The organism is Leifsonia sp. Leaf264, assembly GCF_001422325.1.
In the GTDB taxonomy this organism is placed as follows: Bacteria; Actinomycetota; Actinomycetes; order Actinomycetales; family Microbacteriaceae; genus Orlajensenia.
Genome location: NZ_LMMR01000001.1, coordinates 709,744 through 726,247, shown reverse-complemented (window position 1 = coordinate 726,247; position 16,504 = coordinate 709,744). Strand labels below are relative to the sequence as shown.

14 protein-coding genes and 1 tRNA gene are annotated in these 16,504 nt (G+C 69.1%); 12 read left to right on the top strand and 3 right to left on the bottom strand.

From position 1 onward, the window contains the following. Positions 1-30 precede the first annotated feature (30 nt). Positions 31-615, top strand: a complete 585-nt coding sequence (gene pth / locus ASF30_RS03365; RefSeq protein ID WP_055901423.1) for an aminoacyl-tRNA hydrolase — start codon at positions 31-33, stop codon at positions 613-615. A gap of 251 nt (positions 616-866) precedes the next feature. After that, entirely contained in the window at positions 867-4,535 is a 3,669-nt protein-coding gene (gene mfd, locus ASF30_RS03360) for a transcription-repair coupling factor (protein WP_055901420.1), read from the top strand. On the opposite strand, the gene ASF30_RS03355 is transcribed toward mfd, so the two are convergent. Next, positions 4,441-5,691 (bottom strand): Na+/H+ antiporter NhaA, encoded by a 1,251-nt coding sequence (locus tag ASF30_RS03355; RefSeq protein WP_055901417.1) that lies wholly within the window; start codon positions 5,689-5,691, stop codon positions 4,441-4,443. The genes mfd and ASF30_RS03355 overlap by 95 nt on opposite strands. Before the next feature lie 137 nt (positions 5,692-5,828). Between ASF30_RS03355 and ASF30_RS03350 the strand changes: the two genes are divergently transcribed. Further along, positions 5,829-6,467, top strand: a complete 639-nt coding sequence (locus tag ASF30_RS03350) for a MazG family protein (RefSeq protein WP_055901415.1) — start codon at positions 5,829-5,831, stop codon at positions 6,465-6,467. Positions 6,468-6,507: 40 nt separating this feature from the next. On the opposite strand, the gene ASF30_RS03345 is transcribed toward ASF30_RS03350, so the two are convergent. Both ASF30_RS03345 and ASF30_RS03340 read right to left on the bottom strand, forming a co-directional pair. Then, positions 6,508-7,584 (bottom strand): ABC transporter permease, encoded by a 1,077-nt coding sequence (locus ASF30_RS03345; protein ID WP_055901412.1) that lies wholly within the window; start codon positions 7,582-7,584, stop codon positions 6,508-6,510. Continuing rightward, entirely contained in the window at positions 7,581-8,513 is a 933-nt protein-coding gene (locus tag ASF30_RS03340) for an ABC transporter ATP-binding protein (protein WP_055901409.1), read from the bottom strand. Before ASF30_RS03340 ends, ASF30_RS03345 begins: the two co-directional genes overlap by 4 nt. Before the next feature lie 139 nt (positions 8,514-8,652). On the opposite strand from ASF30_RS03340, the gene ASF30_RS03335 reads away from it, so the two are divergent. The 9 genes from ASF30_RS03335 to ASF30_RS03295 all read left to right on the top strand — a co-directional run bounded on the left by ASF30_RS03335 (position 8,653) and on the right by ASF30_RS03295 (position 16,495). Continuing rightward, complete coding sequence (locus ASF30_RS03335; protein ID WP_055901405.1) at positions 8,653-9,186, top strand: ferritin; 534 nt, start codon at positions 8,653-8,655, stop codon at positions 9,184-9,186. A gap of 163 nt (positions 9,187-9,349) precedes the next feature. Continuing rightward, entirely contained in the window at positions 9,350-10,609 is a 1,260-nt protein-coding gene (gene hisS, locus ASF30_RS03330) for a histidine--tRNA ligase (protein ID WP_055901402.1), read from the top strand. 144 nt (positions 10,610-10,753) lie between these two features. Next, on the top strand, positions 10,754-12,034 hold the full coding sequence (eno, locus tag ASF30_RS03325; RefSeq protein WP_055901398.1) for a phosphopyruvate hydratase: 1,281 nt from the start codon (positions 10,754-10,756) through the stop codon (positions 12,032-12,034). A gap of 22 nt (positions 12,035-12,056) precedes the next feature. Further along, the gene (locus ASF30_RS03320) at positions 12,057-12,560 is read left to right on the top strand and encodes an FtsB family cell division protein (protein WP_082467411.1); all 504 of its coding nucleotides are present in this window, start codon (positions 12,057-12,059) and stop codon (positions 12,558-12,560) included. Continuing rightward, positions 12,557-13,090 carry a DUF501 domain-containing protein gene (locus ASF30_RS03315; RefSeq protein ID WP_055901395.1) on the top strand — a complete coding sequence of 178 codons (534 nt, stop codon included), beginning with the start codon at positions 12,557-12,559 and terminating at the stop codon, positions 13,088-13,090. The genes ASF30_RS03320 and ASF30_RS03315 overlap by 4 nt, the downstream gene beginning before the upstream one ends. Continuing rightward, positions 13,087-14,361, top strand: coding sequence for a S8 family peptidase (locus ASF30_RS03310; protein WP_327063120.1), 1,275 nt, complete (start codon positions 13,087-13,089; stop codon positions 14,359-14,361). The genes ASF30_RS03315 and ASF30_RS03310 overlap by 4 nt, the downstream gene beginning before the upstream one ends. Before the next feature lie 40 nt (positions 14,362-14,401). Beyond that, positions 14,402-15,886, top strand: coding sequence for an NAD(P)/FAD-dependent oxidoreductase (locus ASF30_RS03305; RefSeq protein ID WP_055901392.1), 1,485 nt, complete (start codon positions 14,402-14,404; stop codon positions 15,884-15,886). Between the two features lie 90 nt (positions 15,887-15,976). After that, positions 15,977-16,050, top strand: a tRNA-Leu gene (locus ASF30_RS03300). A 49-nt stretch (positions 16,051-16,099) separates the two neighbouring features. Next, complete coding sequence (locus tag ASF30_RS03295; RefSeq protein WP_055902463.1) at positions 16,100-16,495, top strand: type II toxin-antitoxin system VapC family toxin; 396 nt, start codon at positions 16,100-16,102, stop codon at positions 16,493-16,495. Positions 16,496-16,504: the final 9 nt, after the last annotated feature.

Genomic DNA, 16,504 nt, shown 5'->3' with positions numbered 1-16,504 from the left:
CTCTTCCGTTCACGACAGAACGTTCACGACGTGGACGAGAACACCTGGCTGGTAGCCGGGCTCGGCAACCCCGGGCCCGGCTACTCCGGCAACAGGCACAATGTCGGGCAGATGGTGCTCGACGAGCTCGCCGGCCGCATCTCGGCGTCGTTCAAGACGCACAAGGCGAACGCGCTCGTCGCCGAGGGGCGGCTGCGCCCCGGCGGACCGAAGCTCATCCTGGCCAAGCCCGGCACCTTCATGAACCTCTCGGGCAAGCCCGTCGCGGCGCTGCTGAAGTTCTACTCTCTCGACGCCTCGCGGCTCATCGTCATCCACGATGAGCTCGACGTGCCGTTCGACACCGTCAAGCTCAAACTGGGCGGCGGCCACGGCGGCCACAACGGCCTGCGCGACATCATCGCGGCCATCGGAACCCCCGACTTCACCCGCGTGCGCGTCGGCGTCGGTCGTCCGCCCGGGCGACAGGATGCCGCCGACTTCGTGCTGCACGACTTCTCATCGACCGAGAAGAAGGTGCTGCCGAATCTGCTGACGGATGCCGCAGACGCCGCCGAGCACGTCATCACCGACGGCCTCGCCTCGGCCCAGCTGCGCTTCCACTCACCGGCCTGACGTCGGCCGGAGCATCCGCGCCCCCGAACGCAGTGAGTCCCGGCTCCGAGGAGCCGGGACTCTGCGAGGGTACTGCGTGGTTCCACGTTTCGGTGTTCCGCCATCGTCGTAGGGGACTCCGGCGACTCCGACACTAGGGAAGGCCGATCACCCCCTGCGCGTCCCAGATCGGGTGCTGCCCGTCCGGGTGATTCCCCATCCGGGGGACGTGACGACGGATGCCCGTCGGTGGCCGGCCGTAGACTCGTACGGTGATGCTCCAGGGCTTGATAAACGCGCTCGAGCGCGCCTCCACGTTCGACGCCGCCCTCGCACAGGCGAACCGCGATGCCGACTTCTCGCTCCCCGAGGGGATGAACGCGCCGCTGCTCGCGGGGCTCCTCGCCCGCCGCGGCGCCGAGCGCGGCGCGCAGGCCGCCTTCGTCATCACGGCGACCAGCCGTGAGGCCGAGGCGCTCGAGGCGAGCATCGCCGCCTACGCCCCCGACGCCGTCGTGCTCGACTTCCCGGCGTGGGAGACCCTGCCGCATGAGCGGCTGAGCCCCAGCGCCGAGATCGTCGGACGCCGCATCGAGGCCCTGCGCACCCTGCGCGTCTGGAGCGAGGCCGATGCCGCAACGCGCGCCCCGCTCGTCGTCGTCGCCTCGGTGCGCGCCGCGCTGCAGCCCATAGCCGACAACCTCGCCGACAGGCCGGCGGTCGTGCTCACGCAGGGCGGTCGAGGCTACGACCTCTCGGCCCTGGCCGGGGAGCTCGTCGACCTCGCCTACACTCGCGTCGACATGGTGACCAGGCGCGGGGAGTTCGCCGTGCGCGGCGGCATCCTCGACGTCTTCCCGCCTGTCGCCGACCACGCGTACAGGGTGGACTTCTTCGGCGACGAGATCGACCAGCTCCGGGCCTTCTCCGTGGCCGACCAGCGCTCGCTGCCCGAGCCGGTGGCATCCGTCAGCCTGATGCCGAGCCGAGAGATGCTGCTCAGCGACTCGGTTCGCCAGCGTGCCCGGGAGATGCGGCACGAGTTCCCCAGCCTGGCGCAGATGCTCGAGAAGATCGCAGAGGGCATCCCGGTCGAGGGCATGGAGTCGCTGGCTCCGGCCCTCGTCGACCGACTGGTACCCGTCACCCACTACCTGCCACCGGATGCCGTGATCGCCGTGGTCGGGCCCGAACGCGTGAGCGGCCGGGCGCAGAGCCTGGCTGAGACGAACCGGGAGTTCCTCGCCGCAGCCTGGAGCGCCGCGACGGCCGGCGCCGAGGCGCCGATCGACCTCGACTCCGGGGACTTCCTGTCGCTGGGCGAGCTGCGTGACTCCGTACGCTTCTCGGCGCCGGGCCAGAAGGCGCCGGACCACCCCTGGTGGACGTTCTCGGCCTTCGACGCCGGCGACGCCGATCTGTCCGACTACATCCGGGTGGCCGCCGAGGCCGTGCCGAGTTTCGCCGGCAACGTCGAGGGCGCCCTCGAGCACGTCGGCGCTCGCCTGTCCGACGGCTGGTCCATGGCCATCGTGGCTGCCGGCCACGGCCTCGTCGAGCGTGCCCGCGACGTGCTGGCCGACCGCGGTTTCGCCGGTCGTGTCGCCGACGAGTTCCCGGCCCAGCCAGAACCCGGTGTCGCCTACCTGCTGCAGGCCGGGGTCTCGCGCGGCTTCGAGGTGCCGTCGGCGAAGATCGGCGTGCTGAGCGAGGGCGAGTTCTACGGCCGCACCGCAGGCTACGACTCGCGGCAGATCAAGAAGCTCGCCAGCCGCCGCAAGAACGTCGTCGATCCGCTGCAGCTGAAGCCGGGCGACTACGTGGTGCACCAGACCCACGGCATCGGTCGCTTCGTCGACATGACCCAGCGCACTGTCGCGTCGGGCAGCCGTCCGACGGGCCCGAGTCGTACTGCCGGCATAGCCCAGCAGCCCACCATCGTGCGCGAGTACCTCGTGCTCGAGTACGCGTCGTCCAAGCGCGGACAACCGGCGGACAAGCTGTTCGTGCCGACGGACCAGCTCGATCTGCTCACCCGCTATGTCGGCGGAGAGGCGCCGGCGCTGTCGAAGATGGGCGGCAGCGACTGGTCGAACGCCAAGAGCAAGGCCCGCAAGGCCGTGCGCGACATCGCCGTCGAGCTGGTCAAGCTCTACTCGGCGCGCATGGCGTCGCGCGGGCACGCCTTCGGACCAGACACCCCCTGGCAGCGTGAGCTCGAGGAGGCGTTCCCCTACGCTGAGACCCCCGACCAGCTGCAGACCATCGACGAGGTGAAGGCCGACATGGAGCGGCCCATCCCGATGGACCGCCTGCTGTCCGGCGATGTCGGCTTCGGTAAGACCGAGGTCGCCGTGCGCGCCGCGTTCAAGGCGGTGCAGGACGGCAAGCAGGTCGCGATGCTGGTGCCGACGACGCTGCTTGTGAAGCAGCACGTCGAGACCTTCCAGGAGCGCTTCGCCGGCTTCCCTGTGCATCTCAAGGCCCTCAGCCGCTTCCAGACCGACAAGGAGGCGCGGGAGACCCTCGCCGGGCTCACTGACGGCACCGTCGACGTCGTGATCGGGACCCACCGCCTGCTCGCCGACGGCGTGATCTTCAAGGACCTGGGCCTGGTGATCATCGACGAGGAGCAGCGCTTCGGCGTCGAGCACAAGGACAAGCTCAAGAAGCTGCGCACGAACGTCGACTTCCTGGCGATGAGCGCGACCCCCATCCCGCGCACGCTCGAGATGGCCGTGACGGGCATCCGCGAGATGTCGACGCTGGCCACGGCTCCCGAGGACCGGCATCCGATCCTCACCTTCGTCGGCCCCTATTCCGAGAAGCAGGTGACCGCCGCCATCCGCCGCGAGATGCTGCGCGAGGGCCAGGTGTTCTTCGTGCACAACAGGGTGTCGAGCATCAACCGCGTGGCGGCCCAGCTCGCTGAGCTCGTGCCCGAGGCGCGCATCGCGGTCGCCCACGGCAAGCTCCCCGAGAGCGTGCTGGAACAGATCGTCGTGGACTTCTGGGAGCGCAAGTTCGACGTGCTCGTCTCGACCACGATCATCGAGACCGGCCTCGACATCGCCAATGCGAACACGATCATCATCGACAGGGCCGACAAGTACGGCCTCAGCCAGCTCCACCAGCTGCGCGGTCGCGTCGGCCGCGGTCGTGAGCGTGCCTACGCCTACTTCCTCTACGACGAGAACACCCCGTTGAGCGAGACCGCCCACGACAGGTTGTCGACCATCGCCGCGAACAACGAGCTCGGATCGGGCATGCAGGTCGCGCTCAAGGACCTGGAGATCCGCGGGGCGGGCAACCTGCTCGGCGGCGAGCAGGCCGGTCACATCGCCGGGGTCGGATTCGACCTCTACCTGCGCATGATCGGCGAGGCCGTCTCGACCTTCCGCGGCGACGTCGCCGAGGGCCAGACCGAGCTCCGGCTCGAGCTGCCCGTCGACGCGCACATCCCCGAGGACTACGTCGACAGCGAGCGACTGCGGCTGGAGGCGTACCAGAAGCTCTCCACGGCGAGCTCGCCGGCGGCCAAGGACGGCCAGATCGACAGCGTGCTCGAGGAGCTGACCGACCGTTACGGCGAGCCGCCGCAGGCCGTGCTCACGCTCATCGCCGTGTCGCGGCTGCGGCGTCAGGCACAGCGGGCGAGCCTCGGCGAGGTCGTCGCCATGGGGTCGAACCTGCGCGTCGGCCCCGGCACACTGGCCGACTCCATCCAGGTGCGACTGCAGCGCATGTACCCGGGTTCGCGCTACTTCACGCAGACCGGTGTGCTGTCGGTCCCGCTGCCCGACAAGCACGGCCAGCCCCTCGACGACGCCGAACTCATCGCGTGGGTCACGCAGTTGCTGACGGCGATCTTCCCGGCTCCGGTTGCGGAAGCGGCACCGGCTGGCTCCGCAGACGCCGGTAGTGCCGAGCGCGCAGGCTGACGGCCACGGCGGAGACGGCGATGGCGACGCCCGATCCGATCAGGACGGCGAGGACGCCCTCATCGGCGACCTCGCGGTTGCCGCGGAACGCCAGTTCGTTCATCAGCAGTGACACTGTGAAGCCGATGCCCCCGAGGGCGGCGACGGGCACCAGATCGGCGATCCCGAGGGCACCGGATCGGCGGCGGAAGATCCACCCTCCGATGAGTCCGCCGACGGTGATGCCGACGAGCTTGCCGACGGGGAGTGCGACGAGGATGCCCCAGAAGGCCGGGCTGAGTTCACTCAGGGAGACCGCTGGGATGACGACGAGTGCAGCCGAGAAGGCGAAGACGGGGAGGATGACCCCGTTCGACCACGGCTCGATGGCGTGCACGGCACGACCGCCGGGGCGTCGGCTGATGACGAAGCCCAGTGCGACGCCCGCGATCGTGGCGTGCACGCCGGACTGATAGGTGAAGAACCAGGCGAGGACGGCCAGCACGACCATCGCCGTGATGACGGGCCAGTGCGGCCGCCGCGACAGGAACCAGGGTGAGCGTGGCCGGAGCAGCCTGCTCAAGGCGCCGAAGGCCGTGATCGCGATGGCGGCGAACCCGATGGACGCGAACCTGACGTCGGTCGTGAAGAAGAAGGCGATGATGAGGATCGCCACGAGGTCGTCCAGCACCGCGAGGGCCATGAGGAAGACCCGCACCCGGGTCGGCAGCGCCGACCCGAAGATCGCCAGGACCCCGAGGGCGAAGGCGATGTCGGTGGCCGTCGGGATCGGCCAGCCGTCGACCACGGCCGTTCCGGCGGTGAACGAGAAGTAGACGAGTGCCGGCACGACGACGCCGCCGATGGCGGCGATGGCGGGCAGGGCTGCCTTCGCGAGCGAGTTCAGCTCGCCGATCACGAGTTCGCGACGGAGCTCGACAGCGACGATGAAGAAGAAGACCGCGAGGAGTCCGTCGCTGATCACATGACTCACCGAGATGTCGAAGCCGATCGCCGCGATGGCGAGGTGGTCGCCCATGAATTCCAGCAGTCTCGGCCCGACGACGGTGTTCGCGACGACGAGGCCGGCGATGGCTGCCACCAGAAGCAGCCCGGCCGCGACCCGCTCGGAGCGGAACGGCGACGTGCGGTGGCCGTCAGTGTGCTGGATGGTCATCGATGGATCCCCTCGAGGCTCGCGTTCTGCGCTCAGAGCGGCTCCGCCGCCCGCCGACCAGACTTCCCGGCGCACCGCGGCCAAGTCTAGCGAGGGCCCCGACGGGCCTGTCGGACGACGCCGCCTAGCATGATGGCATGACCAGCGAACTCGACAGCCTCATCGCGACAGTCGCCCTGCTGCGTGCCCCGGGCGGTTGCCCCTGGGATGCCGACCAGACCCACGAGTCGCTCGTGCGCTATCTCGTCGAGGAGAGCCACGAGCTCATCGACGCGATCGAGGCCGGCGACAGGGCCGAGATGATCGAGGAACTCGGCGACGTGCTCTACCAGGTGCTGTTCCACGCAGACATCGCCGCGCACACGGCGGGGGAGGACTTCGACATCCAGGATGTCGCCGCCCACATGAACGCCAAGATGATCGGGCGGCATCCGCACGTCTTCGGCGATCGCCAGGCGTCCACGGCCGAGGACGTCGTGGCCTTTTGGGACGACCTCAAGGCGGAGGAGAAGCCGCATCGCACCAGCGTGCTCGACGGCGTGCCCCAGGGCATGCCGGCACTCGCGCTCGCCGACAAGACCCTCGGCAAGGCCGCGAAGGTCGGGGTGCGGAGAACGGATGCGAACGTCGACGACTTCGACGACGAGTCCGCGCTCGGCGCCCACCTGCTGGCGCTCGTGGCGAACGCCCGGGAGAAGGACCTCGACCCCGAGCGCGCGCTGCGTGCCGCCATCCGTGCGCTCGGAGACGACGTGCGATCGGCTGAGAGCGCCTGAGCAAGCGCTGACCGATTGCGGCCCGTGACGAGCCGCCGGGTCAGGCCACGCGCATTCCCTTCGGCAGGCGCTTGGCCGGGGTGTCCGTGCGCCGCCAGGCCCAGACGAGAGCCCCGGACGCGATCACGACGTGGATGATCGCCCCGACGAACCACGACGGCACGGATTCCGCGTAGATCTGCTCGGCCGTCTGCGCGGGTTGCTGGGACTGGAGGCAGTCGTTGTACTCGTCGACCAGCTCCGGCGTCTGCTGGGCGCCCCGCACCGCGACGCTGATCCAGGTGAACAGGTCCTCCGGAGCACCGACGGAGCTGAATGCGGCCGGGGAGGCGTCCGCGAGGATGACATAGGGGTTGGCGGCGAGGATGCCCCAGTAGTGGTCGAAGCGCGGGATCTGGTACTCGTAGCTGGTCACTTCGGTACAGGTCGCGCCTGGAGCGAGTTCGCCCGTCTGCGGGTCCCACGCACTCTCGGGATACCCCGTCGTCGTCACTGCCACGGTCGACTGCGTCGCTGCGCCGGCGAGTCCGAAGGCGATGAGGGTGCCGACGCTGAGGAACGCGATCACCAGGTAGGTGACGACGATCGAGAACAACGGCCGGGTGATGACCCCGGAGAGGCCGACGCCGATCGCGGCCACGACGCCGAGCTCGAACGCGAGCACCATAGTCGACACCGCGATGGTGAGCGCGGACACCTTGCCCAGGGCGACGGCGAAGACGAGGAACGGCAGCGCTCCGAGCAGGAAGGCGAGTGCAGTGATCCACGCGGCGATCCATTTGCCCAGGACGATCTGCCAGGTCGTGACGAGGGTGACCTGGGTGGTCGCCAGGGTGCCGCCTTCCCGCTCGCCGTTGATCGCGTTGCCGCTGAGGGCGGGCGACACGAGGGTGCCGAGCAGGAGAACGAAAAGGATGATCGTCGAGAAGGTGCCCCCACCGCCGTCGCTCCAGGCATTGGTCGCGATGACCAGCAGCACGGTGACGCACAGCACGATGAGCATGAAGATTCCGAGCAGCACGTACCAGGCGACCCCGCGAACGCGCTGGCGCAGTTCGACCGTGGCGATGAGCCAGGTGCCGCGGATGGTGCCCAGGGAGGCTGACGGGGCGCTCATGCCGAGCCCTCTCCGCGGTTGAGCTCGAGGAACACGTGCTCGAGGTCGCCGACAGCCGGCCCGTAACTGGAGACCTGCACTCCCGAGGCGATGAGGGCCGAGAGCAGGCGCGCGGCCTGGGCCTCGTCGCCGATCGGAACGAGCGAACCGAGGTTGTCGGTGCGGATGAGTTCGACGGGCACTCCGGCCGCGATGAGCGCCGGTGCGAGGACGGCCGGGTCGATGGCACGGATGCGCCAGTCGCGCGCAGTGCGCTCGGAGCGGGCGACGGCCTCCGCCGTGGCGGTGACGCCGGCTGAGACGTAGACGGCGGCATCAGCCATCTCGTCGAGCTCGGCGAGCACGTGGCTCGACACCAGGACGGCCTTGCCCTCTCCGGCGAGGCGGCGCACCGAGTCGCGCAGGTCGGCGCGGGCGTGGGGATCCAGGCCCGACGCCGGTTCGTCGAGCAGCAGGACGTCGGGGTCGTGCACCAGCGCCCGCGCGAGGCTGAGCCGTTGCTTCTGGCCGCGCGAGAGGACGCGGGCCGGTCGATCGGCGAGGGCGTCGAGCCCGACGAGCCTGATGAGCTCCTCGGCGCGCACTGCGGCCTTCTCCCGGTCGATGCCGTACATCCGTCCGGTCGTGGTGATGGTCGAGCGCACAGACAGCGACGGCCACGCGCCCAGGGTGTCGGGCATCCAGCCGATCCGCGAGCGCACCTCGCGGGCATCCGTCACCGGATCGAAGCCGCCGATGCTGATGGTTCCGGAATCGGGCTGCACCAGTGTGGCGAGCATGAGCAGCAACGTCGTCTTGCCCGAGCCGTTGGGGCCGATGAGGCCGGCGACGGAACCCGGTTCGACTGTCAGCGACACGTCGCGCACGGCATGCACGTCGCCGAACGAGCGTGCGACCGACTCGACGACTATTCCCCCTGAGATCGACATGGATCTCCTTCCCGAGGGCGATCCTATGGGTGGGCTGTGAGCTGAGGGCGATCGTTCGCTGTCCGGCGCGTCACGGCGCCGATCAGGGCAGCCTGTCCTGCCTAGCGGAGCTCCGGATGCCGCCGCTAACGTCGGAGCCATGACTGAGCAGAGCTTCAACGACCTCCTGACAGCCCAGATCGGGAACGAGTTCTCGGCGTCGCAGCAGTACATCGCGATCGCCGTGTGGTTCGACGACCACGACCTCCCGCAGCTCGCCAGGCACTTCTACCGGCAATCGCTCGAGGAGCGGAACCACGCCATGATGCTGGTGCAGTACCGCCTCGACCGCGACCTCGGCGTCAGCATCCCCGGCGTCGACGCCCCGCAGACGGCGTTCGCGAACGTCGTCGAGCCCATCGCGCTCGCGCTCGCGCAGGAGAAGCAGGTCACGACGCAGATCGAGGCGCTGTTCCGGGCGGCCCGTGCCGACGGCGACGCCCTGAGCGAGCAGGCGATGCTGTGGTTCCTCAAGGAGCAGGTCGAGGAGGTCGCGTCGATGTCGACCCTGCTGACAGTGGCCCAGCGCGCCGGCGACAACCTGTTCGACCTCGAGAACTTCGTGGCCCGCGAGGCCATCGGCGACGGCGGCCTCGACGCCGATGCTCCGGCCGCTGCCGGCGGCGCCCTGTAGCCACGCTGCGCTGGAGGTGTACAGACCTGCCGCCGTGTGAAGGCGACGCGCCCGCCGTGTGAAGGCACCGGTCCCATGAGTCGCGGAATCCCGCGGATCACCGGCGGCGGGTGCCTTCACACGGTGGAGCGGGGGTCGATGCCGGGAATGGAAGAATGGGCGCATGGCCCAGACTGTGACCCCGCCCCGCGGCATGCGCGACTTCCTTCCCGCCGACAAGGCCCGCCGGGAGCACGCGCTCGGGACGATCCGCTCCGCCTACGCACTGCACGGCTTCGATGAGATCGAGACGCCGGTCATGGAGGACGCCGCCTACCTGCACTCCGGTCTGGGCGGGGACAACGAGAAGCTCGCCTTTGCCGTGATGCGCCGCGGCATCACGACCGAGATGCTGGCGGCAGCCGCCGAGGCCGACGATGCGCTCGGCCTCGCGGACCTCGGGTTACGCTTCGACCTCACGGTGCCGCTGGCCCGCTTCTACGCCAGCCACCGCGCTGAGCTCCCGGCCGTGTTCCGCGCGATCCAGATCGCTCCGGTCTGGCGCGCCGAACGCCCGCAGAAGGGGCGATTCAGGCAGTTCCTGCAGTGCGACATCGACATCATCGGAGAAGCCGGCGCGCTCGCCGAGGTCGAGCTCATCACGGCGACGGCCGCGGCTATCTCAGCCCTGGGACTCGACGGATGCCGCATCCGCATCAACGATCGACGCATCCTGACCCGCCTGCTCGAGACCTGGAGCGTGCCGACCGAGCAGCACGAGCGCGCCCTCATCACCATCGACAAGCTCGACAAGATCGGTGTCACGGGCGTCGTGGACGAGCTCGGATCGCTCGGCATCGACACCGCGGGGATCGCCGACACCCTCGCCTCGATCGAGAACGCCGGCTGGCACCTGCACGACGGAACGCTGCCGCCCCCAGCCTGGCTCGACCTCGACGTCTACGCCGAGCTCCGGGCCATCCGCGACGCCGTCTCTGGCATCGAGCTCGACTTCGACCCCACCCTGGTGCGTGGCATGGGCTACTACACCGGGACCATCTTCGAGATCTCCCACCCCGAGCTCACCTACTCGCTTGGCGGAGGAGGGCGCTACGACGGCATGATCGGCCGCTTCCTCGGAACGGATGTGCCCGCCTGCGGGTTCTCGATCGGCTTCGAGCGCATCGTCGACCTGCTCGACACCGACGCCGCAGGCAGGGCCGATGCCCTGCTCCTGGTGCACGACAAGGACGCCGAGCCCGCAGCCCTGGTGGCGCTGAAGGGCTCACTCGTCGCATCCGGTGCCCGTGTGCGACTGGCCAAGCGCACCAAGAACGTGCGTGCGCTCCTCGAGCGGGCCGAGGCCGACGGGTTCACCCGCTACGCCTTCGTCGCTTCGGGCGAGACGGATGCCGCCGCTCTCGAGTTCAAGACCATCGGCTGACCGAGCCGCTCACGTCTGCCGCAGCGGGCCGCCTGCAGGGCGGACGCGGGCAACTCGCGGGCCGCTGTGACCGCGCCCTAGACTGACCACCGAGGAACAACGGCGTTCTCATACAAAACACACCCGGTTCCAAAGGAGATAGTTGTGGCTCTCATCGAGGCTGTAGGCGCTCGCGAAATTCTTGATTCCCGTGGCAACCCGACCGTCGAGGTCGAGGTTCTGCTGGACGACGGCACGGTGGCTCGCGCCGGCGTTCCCTCCGGCGCCTCCACGGGCGCCTTCGAGGCGTACGAGCTGCGCGACGGCGACAAGGACCGCTACGACGGCAAGGGCGTTCAGAAGGCCGTCGACGCCGTCATCGGCGAGATCTCCGACGAGATCGAGGACATGGAGTCCACCGAGCAGCGCCTCATCGACGCCGCCCTCATCGCGCTCGACGGCACCGAGAACAAGAGCCGCCTCGGCGCGAACGCCATCCTCGGCGCCAGCCTGGCCGTGGCGAAGGCGTCGGCCGACTCGCTCGACCTGCCCCTGTTCCGCTACCTCGGCGGCCCGAATGCGCACACCCTGCCCGTTCCGCTCATGAACATCATCAACGGCGGCTCGCACGCCGACAACGACGTGGACATCCAGGAGTTCATGATCGTCCCGCTCGGTGCCGAGACGTTCAGCGAGGCGCTCCGCTGGGGCGTCGAGACCTACCACGCCCTCAAGGGCCTGCTGAAGTCGAAGGGCCTCGCCACAGGCCTCGGCGACGAGGGCGGATTCGCCCCCAACCTGCCGAGCAACCGCGCCGCCCTCGACCTGATCGTCGAGGCCATCGGCATCGCCGGTTACGTTCCCGGCAAGGACATCGCCCTCGCGCTGGACTGCGCTGCGAGCGAGTTCTACAAGGACGGCGCCTACCACTTCGAGGGCAAGCAGCTCTCGGCCACCGAGATCGTCGCCTACTACGCCGAGCTCGTCGACGCCTACCCGCTGGTCTCCATCGAGGACCCGCTGGAGGAGGACGACTGGGACGGCTACACGCACCTCACGGAGCAGCTCGGCCACAAGGTGCAGATCGTCGGCGACGACCTGTTCGTCACGAACCCCGAGCGCCTGGCCAAGGGACTGAAGCTCAAGGCCGGAAACTCCATCCTCGTCAAGGTGAACCAGATCGGAACCCTCACGGAGACCCTCGACGCCGTCGCCCTCGCGCAGCGCTCCGGGTACACCGCGATCCTGTCGCACCGCTCCGGCGAGACCGAGGACACCACGATCGCCGACCTCGCCGTGGCGACCGACAGCGGCCAGATCAAGACCGGTGCGCCTGCAAGAAGCGAGCGCGTCGCTAAGTACAATCAGCTTCTGAGGATCGAAGAGGAACTGGGCGACGCAGCCGTCTACGCCGGACGCAGCGCGTTCCCGCGTTTCTCGGCCTGAGGACTGAACGGAGGAGGGGCACATGCCGACCTCTCCTGACGGAACACTGAACCAGCGGTCGACGCGCATCCCCGTCGCCCTCCGCCGTGAATCGGCGGCGGGCGGCTGGATGCGCGGCCTCCGCTTCTCCGGGTTCTCGCTCATCATGATGGGCCTCGCGGTGCTCGCCGTCGTGGTGCTCGCTCCCACGGCACAGGCCTGGGTGACGCAGCGCCAGCAGATCGCCGCCCTCCAGCAGGCCGTCGCCGCCGAGAAGAGCGAGGTCGACTCGCTCACGGCCGAGCGCGAGCGCTGGAACGACACCACCTTCATCACGACGCAGGCGCGCGAGCGCCTCGCCTACGTGATGCCCGGCGAGGTCAGCTTCCTCGTCATCAACGATCTGCCGGCGCTCGACGCCGCCGCGGAGCCGGCCAGCGTCTCGACCGAGGTGCAGGCCACGAAGTCCGACTGGATGCGCTCGTTGTTGGCCTCCACGATGGCCGCGGGCCTGGCTCCGGTCGCGCCGGAAGGAAAGACCAAATGACCACGCCGCCGTTCGACCCGCCGTCGAAGCGCGACATCGCCATCCTGTCGGCGCAGCTCGGTCGCCCCGTCCGCAGTGTGATCGGCGTCGCAGCCCGCTGCGTCTGCGGCGCCCCGACGGTGGTGGCCACGGCGCCGCGACTCGACGACGGCACCCCGTTCCCCACCCTCTACTACCTCTCGCACCCGGCCGCCACCGCCGCCATGTCCTATCTCGAGGCCGCTCACGTCATGGTCGAGTTCCAGGACCGGCTGGCCGAGGACGAGGAGCTGAAGGCCGCCTACCAGAAGGCTCACGAGAGCTACCTGGCCGACCGTGAGTCGATCCTCGTCGTGCCCGAGATCGCGAACTTCTCCGCCGGAGGCATGCCGGAGCGCGTCAAGTGCCTGCACGCGCTCGCGGGCCACGCCCTCGCTGCCGGCCCCGGCGTGAACCCCATCGGCGACCTCGCCCTCGCGCAGTCGGTGTGGAGCCCCGCAGTGTGCGCCTGCGTCGACTACCCGGGAATCGACGAGATCGGCGACGAGTGACGGTGCGAGCGAGGCGCTCGGCGGCGGGGGCGCTGATCGTCGCAGTGGCACTCCTCGGTGCGAGCCCCATCGTCCTCGACGCGCAGCCGGCGCATGCCGACCCCGTGCGCGACCTCGAGTACTGGCTCAACGACTACGGCTTCAGCCAGGCATGGACCACGAGCAAGGGCGCCGGAGTCACCGTCGCCGTCATCGACACCGGTGTCGACGGCTCCGTCGCCGAGTTGAAGGGCGTCGTCGTCGGGGGAACGGATGTCTCGGGCATAGGCTCCGCGAACGGGCAGAAGCCCGTCGGAGACGAGAACTCGCACGGAACGCAGGTGGCGTCGCTGCTCGCGGGACGCGGGACCGGCGAGGGCAACGGCGTGCTCGGAGTCGCTCCTGAGTCCCAGCTGCTGAGCATCTCCGTCGCGTTCGGCTCCGACTCGACGTCGGAGGTGTCGACAGACGACCAGATCGCGAAGGCCGTGCGGTGGGCCGTCGACAACGGGGCCGAGATCATCAACATGTCCCTCACCCGGAACACCCTGGACTGGCCGCAGAGCTGGGACGACGCCTTCCTCTACGCCTTCCAGCACGACGTCATCGTGGTGGCCGCAGCCGGCAACAGGGCCGGCGGAACCTCGCAGGTCGGTGCTCCGGCCACCATCCCGGGCGTGGTCGTGGTCGCGGGCGTCGACCGCAACAAGGAGGCCAGCTTCGACGCATCCTCGCAGGGGATCGTCATCTCGGTCGCAGCTCCCAGCGAGGAGCTCGTCGGCGTGGTTCCGGGCGGCGGCTACGTCGCCTGGAACGGGACCAGCGGTGCGACCCCGCTCGTCTCCGGACTGCTCGCCCTCGTGCGCAGCGCCTATCCCGACATCAGTGCCGCGGATGCCATCAATCGCGTCATCGCAACGGCCGACCCGAACGGCCACGATGTTCCGAGTCCGATCTACGGCAACGGGCTCATCGATGCGGCGGCCGCAGTCACGGCCGATGTCGCTCCGGCCACCACCACGCCGGAGGAGCAGCTCACCGATTGGATCCGCATCCATCGCCGGGCGCAGCCGCCTGCGGAGGAGACGACGGCGCCGACACTGACGCCGACGACGCCGGTGCCGGATCCGATTCCCGAGGTCGAGGCCGAGGACCAGTCGTTCATGGCCACGGACTGGACCCTGCGCTATCTGACGGTGCCGTTCGCCGTGCTCCTGGGGTTTGGTAGTCTTGCTGTGCTGCTGGGCATCGGCGCCACACGGCATATCAAGCGGGCGTTGCGAAAACAGTGACGGTCCGCACCAACGTGATCATGTAGGAGACCGTTCCACTGTGCCCAGAATTCTGATCGTCGGCGGAGGCTACGCCGGGTTCTACACCGCCTGGAAACTCGAGAAGCAGCTGCGCAAGGGCGAAGCCGAGGTCACGATCGTCGACCCGCTGCCCTACATGACGTACCAGCCCTTCCTCCCCGAGGTGGCGGCAGGTTCCATCGAGCCGCGCCACGCCGTGGTCTCGCTCCGTCGTCACCTCAAGAAGACGACGATCCTCGCGGCCAAGGTCACGAACATCAACCACGCCGACAAGCGGGTCACGATCGAGCCCATCGCGGGCGAGGCGTACCAGCTCGACTACGACATCGTCGTGGTCACGGCCGGTGCCGTCTCGCGCACCTTCCCGATCCCGGGCATCGCCGACAACGCGATCGGCCTGAAGACGATCGAGGAGGCGGCCGCGATCCACCAGCGCGTGCTGACCAACTTCGACAAGGCGTCGATGCTCCCGGCCGGTCCCGAGCGCGACAGGCTGCTCACCTTCACGGTGGTCGGCGGCGGCTTCGCCGGCATCGAGATCTTCGCCGAGCTCCGTTCGCTCGCCAGCGCCCTGATCCCGAAGTACCCGACGATCTCCTTCGAGGACACGCACTTCCACCTCATCGAGGCCATGGGTCGCATCATGCCCGAGGTGTCGCTGGAGACCAGCTACTGGGTCATCAAGAACCTCGATCAGCGCGGCGCGCAGATCCACCTCGACACGCAGCTCGCCAGCGCCGTCGACGGCAAGATCGAGCTCTCGACCGGTGAGTCGTTCGAGTCCGACCTCATCGTCTGGACCGCCGGTGTCATGGCCAACCCCACCATCGTGCGGAATACCGACCTCCCCATCGAGGAGCGCGGTCGCCTCCGGGTGCGCGCTGACCTCCGCGTCGGGACCGAGGACGAGTTCATCGAGGGCGCCTGGGGCGCCGGCGACGTCTCGGCCGTTCCCGACCTCTCTGGTGGTGGCGTCGGCGGCTACTGCGTGCCGAACGCCCAGCATGCCGTCCGCCAGGGAAAGCTGCTCGCGAAGAACCTCGTCGCCGACCTCCGCGGCGAAGGCGTCAAGGAGTACAACCACAAGAACCTCGGCGCTGTCGCTGGCCTCGGCATCGGCATCGGCGTGTTCCAGTCGGGCAAGCTCGCGATCAAGGGCTTCCCGGCCTGGGTCGCCCACCGCGGCTACCACGGTCTGGCCATGCCGAGCTGGGAGCGCAAGCTCCGCGTCGTCGGCGGCTGGGTCGCCAACTTCTTCCTGGGGCGCGACATCGTCGCCATCGAGGCCGTGCAGCACCCGCGCGCAGTCTTCGAGGAGTTCGCCGCTCGCCCGAAGCCGCCGGCAGCGGCTGCTCCGGCCGCTCCCGCAGCCCCCGCCGTCGAGGCTGCGCCGAAGAAGGCTGCGGCCAAGCGCAAGCCTGCTGCCGTCAAGGCTGCGCCTGCAGCACCGGCCGAGCCCGCTGTCGAGTCGCCGGCATCCGTCGAGGCAGCTTCCGCCAAGTAGTCCGGTCCTCACGAATCGCCCCGTCCGTTCCTTCGTTCCGCGAAGGACGGGCGGGGCGTTCTTGTAGGTTGAACCTGCGGAACACCACCAGCTCCCGTAGCCCAATCGGCAGAGGCAGGCGACTTAAAATCGCTCAAGTCAGGGTTCGAATCCCTGCGGGAGCACTGTGTGCGACGGATGCGCGCCGTGCGCGTGCGTGTCAGGATGCGTCTCATGACGCGTTTCGTGATCGGACCGGATGTCGCTCTCGTGCTCGCCGCCGAGCGGGCGACGATCGCGCCCGACCACCAGCTCGTCGCTCCGACGCTCCTGCGCTCCCAGGTGCTCACGATGCTCTTCGAGGCAGTCGCGCGTGGGGAGCTCGACCGCGCCGAGGCGTCACGACGGCTCGACTTCCTGCGGGGGCTGAGGATGCGGCTGCTCGGCGACAGGGTGCTGCAGGCCAACGCCTGGCGCATCGCCGACGAGCTGGGGTTCCCCGACACGTACACGGCCGAGTACATCGCGTTGACCCGGCTGCAGGCCGACGCCTTCGTCACGCTCGACCCTCGACTGGCCGAAGCCGTGCGGGGGCTGGTGCGCGTCGCGCCGCTCGACGACCTTCGCTGAGCTCACGCC

Excerpts from the sequence above, each read along its gene's own strand:
- ASF30_RS03355 (WP_055901417.1), bottom strand. The coding sequence starts at position 5,691 with ATGACCATCCAGCACACTGACGGCCACCGCACGTCGCCGTTCCGCTCC.
- ASF30_RS03350 (WP_055901415.1), top strand. The coding sequence starts at position 5,829 with ATGACCAGCGAACTCGACAGCCTCATCGCGACAGTCGCCCTGCTGCGT.
- ASF30_RS03345 (WP_055901412.1), bottom strand. The coding sequence starts at position 7,584 with ATGAGCGCCCCGTCAGCCTCCCTGGGCACCATCCGCGGCACCTGGCTC.
- ASF30_RS03340 (WP_055901409.1), bottom strand. The coding sequence starts at position 8,513 with ATGTCGATCTCAGGGGGAATAGTCGTCGAGTCGGTCGCACGCTCGTTC.
- ASF30_RS03335 (WP_055901405.1), top strand. The coding sequence starts at position 8,653 with ATGACTGAGCAGAGCTTCAACGACCTCCTGACAGCCCAGATCGGGAAC.
- hisS (WP_055901402.1), top strand. The coding sequence starts at position 9,350 with ATGGCCCAGACTGTGACCCCGCCCCGCGGCATGCGCGACTTCCTTCCC.
- ASF30_RS03320 (WP_082467411.1), top strand. The coding sequence starts at position 12,057 with ATGCCGACCTCTCCTGACGGAACACTGAACCAGCGGTCGACGCGCATC.
- ASF30_RS03315 (WP_055901395.1), top strand. The coding sequence starts at position 12,557 with ATGACCACGCCGCCGTTCGACCCGCCGTCGAAGCGCGACATCGCCATC.
- ASF30_RS03295 (WP_055902463.1), top strand. The coding sequence starts at position 16,100 with ATGACGCGTTTCGTGATCGGACCGGATGTCGCTCTCGTGCTCGCCGCC.